Origin of the sequence: Streptomyces sp. NPDC048462 (genome assembly GCF_043200175.1) — a bacterium.
In the GTDB taxonomy this organism is placed as follows: domain Bacteria; phylum Actinomycetota; class Actinomycetes; order Streptomycetales; family Streptomycetaceae; genus Streptomyces.
This window is the reverse complement of the sequence record NZ_JBICXG010000025.1, coordinates 99487-105701: the sequence shown is the minus strand read 5'-3', so window position 1 is coordinate 105701 and position 6215 is coordinate 99487. Positions and strand designations below refer to the sequence as shown.

Annotated in this window: 8 protein-coding genes; 6 read left to right on the top strand and 2 right to left on the bottom strand. The window is 69.2% G+C overall.

Features of this window, described 5'->3' with window-relative positions; genetic code table 11:
• Positions 1-194: 194 nt before the first annotated feature.
• On the bottom strand, positions 195-809 hold the full coding sequence (locus ACGFU6_RS31415; RefSeq protein ID WP_393615864.1) for a TetR/AcrR family transcriptional regulator: 615 nt from the start codon (positions 807-809) through the stop codon (positions 195-197).
• Between the two features lie 105 nt (positions 810-914).
• Here ACGFU6_RS31415 and ACGFU6_RS31410 point away from each other — a divergent pair, with 105 nt between their 5' ends.
• The 5 genes from ACGFU6_RS31410 (at position 915) to ACGFU6_RS31390 (ending at position 4149) form a co-directional block, all read left to right on the top strand.
• The gene (locus ACGFU6_RS31410) at positions 915-1337 is read left to right on the top strand and encodes an ester cyclase (protein WP_393615862.1); all 423 of its coding nucleotides are present in this window, start codon (positions 915-917) and stop codon (positions 1335-1337) included.
• An 86-nt stretch (positions 1338-1423) separates the two neighbouring features.
• The gene (locus ACGFU6_RS31405; RefSeq protein WP_393615873.1) at positions 1424-2656 is read left to right on the top strand and encodes an IS701 family transposase; all 1233 of its coding nucleotides are present in this window, start codon (positions 1424-1426) and stop codon (positions 2654-2656) included.
• A gap of 370 nt (positions 2657-3026) precedes the next feature.
• A complete protein-coding gene (locus ACGFU6_RS31400; RefSeq protein ID WP_393615861.1) occupies positions 3027-3527 on the top strand; it encodes a hypothetical protein in 501 nt (166 codons plus the stop codon).
• 134 nt (positions 3528-3661) lie between these two features.
• The gene (locus ACGFU6_RS31395) at positions 3662-3910 is read left to right on the top strand and encodes a hypothetical protein (protein ID WP_393615860.1); all 249 of its coding nucleotides are present in this window, start codon (positions 3662-3664) and stop codon (positions 3908-3910) included.
• A complete protein-coding gene (locus ACGFU6_RS31390) occupies positions 3907-4149 on the top strand; it encodes a hypothetical protein (protein WP_393615859.1) in 243 nt (80 codons plus the stop codon). The genes ACGFU6_RS31395 and ACGFU6_RS31390 overlap by 4 nt, the downstream gene beginning before the upstream one ends.
• Before the next feature lie 7 nt (positions 4150-4156).
• Here ACGFU6_RS31390 and ACGFU6_RS31385 read toward each other — a convergent pair whose 3' ends face one another.
• Positions 4157-4936, bottom strand: a complete 780-nt coding sequence (locus tag ACGFU6_RS31385) for a hypothetical protein (RefSeq protein ID WP_393615858.1) — start codon at positions 4934-4936, stop codon at positions 4157-4159.
• A 246-nt stretch (positions 4937-5182) separates the two neighbouring features.
• Here ACGFU6_RS31385 and ACGFU6_RS31380 point away from each other — a divergent pair, with 246 nt between their 5' ends.
• Complete coding sequence (locus tag ACGFU6_RS31380; protein WP_393615857.1) at positions 5183-6202, top strand: phosphotransferase family protein; 1020 nt, start codon at positions 5183-5185, stop codon at positions 6200-6202.
• Positions 6203-6215: the final 13 nt, after the last annotated feature.

The following is a 6215-nucleotide window of genomic DNA, read 5'->3' as shown; positions in this document are numbered from 1 at the left end:
GGACCTCGACAATCCTCATTCTTGCTGGTCAGAGGCACTTTTCGCTTACCTGACCACCCGTCGGACAGCCCGCTTCACGAAAGCGCGACGTTAGTACTCCAGTCGTAGATCGTGATCTTCATGCCTGAGTGGCTCGCAGGGGCGGCCCGGAGCGTGTGTTTCGAGTACGCAGCGGAAGCTGGCGCTTGCCGCCTTCAACGGATGCTGTCGTCCGGTGTCGAGGCAGTGTCCGTGCCCTGTCTGACCAGAACGACGAGTCGCTCTGCTTGAGTGGCGTCGGTGGTGGTCAGGGCGATCCCGTTGGCCAGGGCGAGTAGTTCCGATGCGTTGAGGTCGGCACGGACGGTACCGGCGCTTTGCGCCCGGGTCAGCAGTGCGGACGCGGCTGTGTGCATCGAGTGGTGCCAGCGGTCGAACAGCGCAGATCGATGACCGGTGCGGTCATCAGTGATCGACAGCGCCAGTTCCCGCTTGGCTGCCACGTGGGCGATGAAATCCTGAAGCCAGTCGAAGAGGGCGTCGCCGGGAGGATCCTCGGCCAGTAGGGACTGGCTCTGAGCGCAGAGCTCGGCCACTTCCTCGGAGTAGACGGCGATGATCAGTTCGCGACGCGTCGGGAAGTGCCGATACATCGTGGCGTTGCCGACACCGGCCCGGCGGGCGATGTCGTCAAGCGGGGCGTCGACGCCGTGGTCATGGAAGACGTCCCTGGCCGCGGCCACGAGCAGCTCGTAGTTGCGCTGAGCGTCCGCGCGAAGACGACGCTTGGGTTCCGAACGCGGCGCGGGTCCGGAGCTCTGCGATGGCATGGCCCTCCTTGTTAATCGGGGACTTCCCCGGTTACGGTAGCTGAACACAGCAACCGGGGAGCTCCCCATTTGCTGCCTCATGATCCCCACCAGAGGAGATGCCGCATGCCGCAGGGGGCAGAAGACACCGGGCACCCAGGACCGGGAGAGATCCACCGGCGCATCGTCGAGAGCTACGCGCAGATCCTGGAAGGCCGGCTCGAGGACGCCCTCGAACTGATCGACCCTGAGGTCGTGGACCACCGGGGAGGCACCCAAGGCGATCACCGGGGACGCGGAGCCTGGCGACAGAAGTGGGAGCGGATGGGTGCGGGCAGCGCCTTCCACGACGTCTCGGTGACGATCGAGCAGAACGTCGTCTCCGGCGACACCTCCGTCAACCGGTACACCAGCCGGGGCACCCGCACGGAATCCGGCCGACGCTACGAGGTCCTCAGCATGGACATGGTCCGCGTCCGCAACGGCCGAATCGTCGAGCACTGGGCCCTGCGCGATGCCGACGCGATGCGCGACCAGCTGGGCCTGTGAAAGAACCTCCTGCCTCTGGCGTCCAACTGGTGACCGCCCGGCCCAACGGGAACCTCGCCCGCTGGCAGGAGGCGTTCGACAACCTCATGGGCCGGGTCGCGGGTCGGTTCGCCCGGGTCGAACCCCGGCACCGGATGAGGAAGCTGGTGCTCGGACTGCTGTCCGACCTGCCGCGCAAGAACTGCTGGACCATCGCCGAGTGGGCCGGCGACACAACCCCGGACGGCATGCAGCACCTGCTGGGCAGGGCCAAGTGGGATGCCGATCAGGTCCGCGACGACGTGTGCAGCTACGCGGTGGAGCACCTGCACGACGACCAAGCGGTGCTGGTCGTCGACGAGACCGGCGACGTGAAGAAGGGCGTGGACACAGTCGGCGTCCAGCGCCAGTACACCGGCACCGCCGGCCGGATCGAAAACTCCCAAGTCGCCGTCTACCTGGTCTACGCAGGTCAGCGCGGCCACGCCGCAGTGGACCGGGAACTCTACGTGCCGCGCTCCTGGACCTCAGACCCCGACCGCTGCCGCGCCGCGGGCCTTGCCGAGAAAACCACCATCGCCACCAAGCCGGAACTGGCCACTCGTATGGTCGCCCGGTTCCTGGACGCCGGCCACCAGGCCGCATGGGTTGCCGGCGACGAGGTCTACGGCGGAAACCTCAAGCTGCGAACCGCACTGGAGGAACGCGGCACCGGCTACGTCCTCGCGGTGGCCTGCTCGCACGAAGTCACCACCGGTGCAGGGAAGTTCCGTGCGGACACCCTGGCCAAGAAGGTGCCCAAGCGGGCCTGGCAGAAGCTCTCCGCAGGGGCCGGGGCCAAGGGCCACCGCTTCTACGACTGGGCAGTCATCGACCTCGCCGACCCCCGCCCCGGAAGTCGTCAAATGCTGATCCGCCGTAACCGCAGCACCGGCGAACTCGCCTACTATCGCTGCTACTCGCCCGCACCCGTGCCGCTGACCGAGCTGGTCAGAGTCGCTGGATCAAGATGGAGGGTGGAGGAGTTCTTCCAGTCGGGCAAGGGCCTGGCCGCACTCGACGAGCACCAGGTCCGCCGCTATGCCTCCTGGTCCCGCTGGGTCACCCTCGCCATGCTTGCGCACGCCTTCCTCGCCGTCGTACGCGCAGACGAGCACACCCGACCCGCACTCGGGGGCCTCATTCCGCTCACCTGCAACGAGATCCAGCGCCTGTTCATCAACCTCGTTGTCCGACCCGTCCACGATGCCGCCCACCGGCTTGGATGGTCCGACTGGCGACGCCGCCACCAGGCCCGATCCCAAGCCAGCCACTACCGGCGACAAGCCACTCAGACATGAAGATCACGATCTACGACTGGAGTACTAGTCAGTCGGCGCGCCCGCCCTCGTGGCTGACTTTCGGCGGCTGAGGTTCAGACGGGGCGTGTCGGAGGTGCTGGCCGTCGGTCGAGCGGGTCGAAGCTGGGCCGTCTCTGGGCCGTCCGACGTTGCTCAACAGCGGCCAATGACGACCAACGACGACGGCCAAGCGTACGAGCCCATCGCCCCTGAGCAGCGAAAACCCAGCTCACCAAGATCCCCGACAAGAACCAGGGCAAGAAGAAGTAAGCGGCGCCGAAGCAGCCCCCCACCTTGCGGTTTCTCCGCGTGGTGGGGGGCTTTTCGCATGCGGGGAACGCCGGTTGGCCCGCGCGCATACCCTCGCGGGATGACAGTCGCGGAAGACGCGGGGGAAGCCCGGCAGGCGAGTATCGGCGGCTTCGCCACTCAACTGACGGGTCGCGCAAGCGGTCTGGCGAGCTGGGTGGGCGCGCTGGTCCTGCCGGCGCTGTCCGTCTTCGGCACTCTCCACTGGGCCTGGTCGCTCTTCTCGCCGCTGCTGGTGCTGACAGGCCTCCTCGTGTGGGCCGAGGCCGTCAGGACCAGGCAGGACACCTCACGGCTGCGGCAGTCGGGACGGCCCGCGGTGGCGGAGGTCGTCGGTGCGGAACGGACCGACCCCGGGGACGGCTCGCCGGACGTCGCGGTGCTCACCTTGCGGATCAGTGGCGCGGACGTTCCGTCCTTCGGGGCGACGTACCGGTGCGACCACGACGCCCGATTCAAGGCCGGGGCACGCTTCCTGGCTGTCGTGGATCCGTCCGACAACCTCTTCACCCTGCGGCCCCTGCGAACCGCACGAACCCGGCGAACCCGGCGAACCCGTTGAGCCAGGCGCGCCGTTCGAGCCGCACGCGCCCTGCTCGCCGCGCGAGTCCCGCGAGATTCCGCCCGTCCCGCAGACCACGCGCCGCGCGCAGCCACTAACGTGGCACGAGAGCAAGGAGAGCGGGGAGAGCAACCATGGGTGAGCCCCTGAAGACCTTTGTCGGCGGCGCCGAGGTCGAGGTGCCCAACAGCATCCCGGCCATCCGCGCCGCCCTGCCCGAGGCGAGACGCGAGGAGTTCGACGGTGCCATCAACGGGGCCGGGGTGCATGAGATCCAGGCCGTGATGCGGCACTGGATGCTGGAGGCCGTGCCCGATCCGGAGGCCGAGCGGATCCTGGACCGGCTGGCGCGGGACGAGGCCGAGAGGCGGAGCGTCGCTTGAGCTTCCGTATCTCCTATGCGCCACCCGCCGATGACACCCTGGCCAAGATGCGGGACGGCGACATCTTCCGGCAACAGATGGCGCGTTCGCTGGCGCGCGAGCCGTACGGGCACGGGTCGTCGGCCGTCAAGGAGGAGCACGATCGCCGTGAGGCCACCGTCGCCGGGGCGATCGTGCTCTATTACGTCTCCGGGTCGGTCCTGACCGTCACCGTGGTGCGGCTCGTCCCGCTGCCCTGATCCGGCGTCAGGCCAGCTTGGCGGCCTGTGCGTCGATCACGGCGGTCGGCAGCTCGAAGTCCTTGCCGGACGCGGCCGCGGCCAGGTTGAGGGCGGTGAACGAGGCGACGGTAGAGCCTTGTCGGACCTGCACGAGCTTCATCGTCGTCCGGTCGCCGTCCGATTCGATGTTCACCGTCCAGCCGGCGGCGTCCTCGCCGCCCTTGACCTTCTCCTCGGTGATCTTGACGACCTTCTGCTTGGAACCGGCCGCCGTCAGCGTGAAGCCGGACGCGCACCCGGTCGCCGCCGTCCGCAGGCCGGCCACCGACTCCTCGGCGCCCTTGCCCTCGTAGGAGGAGAGCGTGGTGAGCGTCGTCGTGATGTCGAAGGCGGCCTCGAACGCCTCGTCGGCGTCCGCGCTGTTGTCGTCGACGCCCTTCTTCGGCTCGCTGGTCACCTTGCGCTGGGTGGACGCGGCGGGGGAACCGGTCACGGCCCCCATCAGCGCGTCGCCGAAGACGTCGCAGGCGGCCTTGTCCGCGGTGACGTCATCGGCGGAGACGGAGTCCTGGGGACCGGCCTTGGCGACCTTGTGGCCCTTGACCTCGCCCTGGACGAGCGCGACGTCCTCCAGCTCGGCGGCGCTCAGCACCTTCGCGGCGGGCTTGGCCGAAGAGGTGCCGGCCGCCTTGCCCTTGTCGCCGCCGTCCTTGTCCGTCGCGTCCGAACCGCAGGCCGCGGTGAGCAGGGCCAGGGACATCACGGTCGCGGCAACGGCGGTACGGCGTATGGCAGTGGGTCGCATGGCCCATCCTTCTGTGTCAAAGTCGTTCCGCCCGCACGAAGGCAGCCGTCGCCGGGCTCGGCGCGGCCGGGAGATCGTGGGGGTGCGCCAACTCTATGAGCCCGACGTGGTTTGGCAACGGGTCAGACCGGGCATCGCCCCTGATCGTGACTACGTCGTGATCACTCCGAGCGTGCTCTGAGCTGGGCCTTCCCCGGGCGGCCACCACCGCACGCACCGGGGTGACCGCCCGAAGGGGGTCCGCAGATGCCGGTCGATTCCGTTCTGTCCGCCGTGTTCGGTTCCATAGGTGTGCCGCCGGAGCTGATCGCCTCGTGCGAACCGCTCACCGGTGGCACGTACAACGCCGTCACCCGGGTCGAACTCACCGACGGCCGCGCGTGGGTGGTGAAGACGCCACCGCTCGTGAAGGCCGGTGCGCACCTCGGTTACGAGCGCGACCTGCTGGTCAACGAGGTCGGCTTCTACAGCGCGGCGGCCGCCCTCCCCGACCAGGCCCCCGTCCCCCGCGTCGTGCACAGCGGGCTCGACCCGGCCGCCCCCTCAGGCGCGTACGTGGTCATGACGGCGTGCCCCGGGCGGCCGTGGCACGAGGCCGGCCCCACGATGGCCGACGGCGAGGAGCAGCGGCTGCGCGGGGAGCTCGGCCGGGCCGTCGGCCTGCTGCACACCGTTGCGGCGCCCGGCGGATTCGGCTACCCGTCGGCGGCGCTCGCCCCGTTGGCGCCCACCTGGCGGGCCGCGTTCACCACGATGACCGACGCCGTGCTGGACGACGCGCTGAGCTATGCGGCGAGGCTGCCTCGTGGCGTCCAGGACATCCGTGCGCTGCTCGGCGCCGCCTCGTACGTACTGGACGGCGTCACACGCCCCGCCCTGGTCCACTTCGACCTGTGGCAGGGCAACATCCTGGTCGCCGGGGAGCCGGGGTCGCGGCGGATCGGCGGGATCATCGACGGGGAGCGGATGTTCTGGGGCGACCCGGCCGCCGACTTCGTATCGCTCGCCCTCTTCGGGGACATCGAGGAGGACAAGGACTTCCTCGCCGGTTACGGGAGTTCGGCGCCGGGCGGGCCCGTGGCGTTCGACGACTCCCTGCGGCTGCGGCTCGCGCTCTACCGCTCGTACCTCTACCTGATCATGCTGGTGGAGACGGTGCCCCGCAAGACGTCCGGGGACGACCTGGAGTGGACGTGGAACGCGGTGGCGCCCCGGCTCGAGGCGGCGCTCGGTGAGGTGGAGTCGGCGCCTGGGTCACGGGGGTGAGCGCGGCGCCGAC

What these genes read in the sequence shown, in the direction of transcription:
- ACGFU6_RS31385 (WP_393615858.1), bottom strand. Translation starts at nt 4,936, where the DNA reads ATGCGACCCACTGCCATACGCCGTACCGCCGTTGCCGCGACCGTGATG.
- ACGFU6_RS31395 (WP_393615860.1), top strand. Translation starts at nt 3,662, where the DNA reads ATGGGTGAGCCCCTGAAGACCTTTGTCGGCGGCGCCGAGGTCGAGGTG.
- ACGFU6_RS31410 (WP_393615862.1), top strand. Translation starts at nt 915, where the DNA reads ATGCCGCAGGGGGCAGAAGACACCGGGCACCCAGGACCGGGAGAGATC.
- ACGFU6_RS31380 (WP_393615857.1), top strand. Translation starts at nt 5,183, where the DNA reads ATGCCGGTCGATTCCGTTCTGTCCGCCGTGTTCGGTTCCATAGGTGTG.
- ACGFU6_RS31400 (WP_393615861.1), top strand. Translation starts at nt 3,027, where the DNA reads ATGACAGTCGCGGAAGACGCGGGGGAAGCCCGGCAGGCGAGTATCGGC.
- ACGFU6_RS31405 (WP_393615873.1), top strand. Translation starts at nt 1,424, where the DNA reads ATGGGCCGGGTCGCGGGTCGGTTCGCCCGGGTCGAACCCCGGCACCGG.
- ACGFU6_RS31415 (WP_393615864.1), bottom strand. Translation starts at nt 809, where the DNA reads ATGCCATCGCAGAGCTCCGGACCCGCGCCGCGTTCGGAACCCAAGCGT.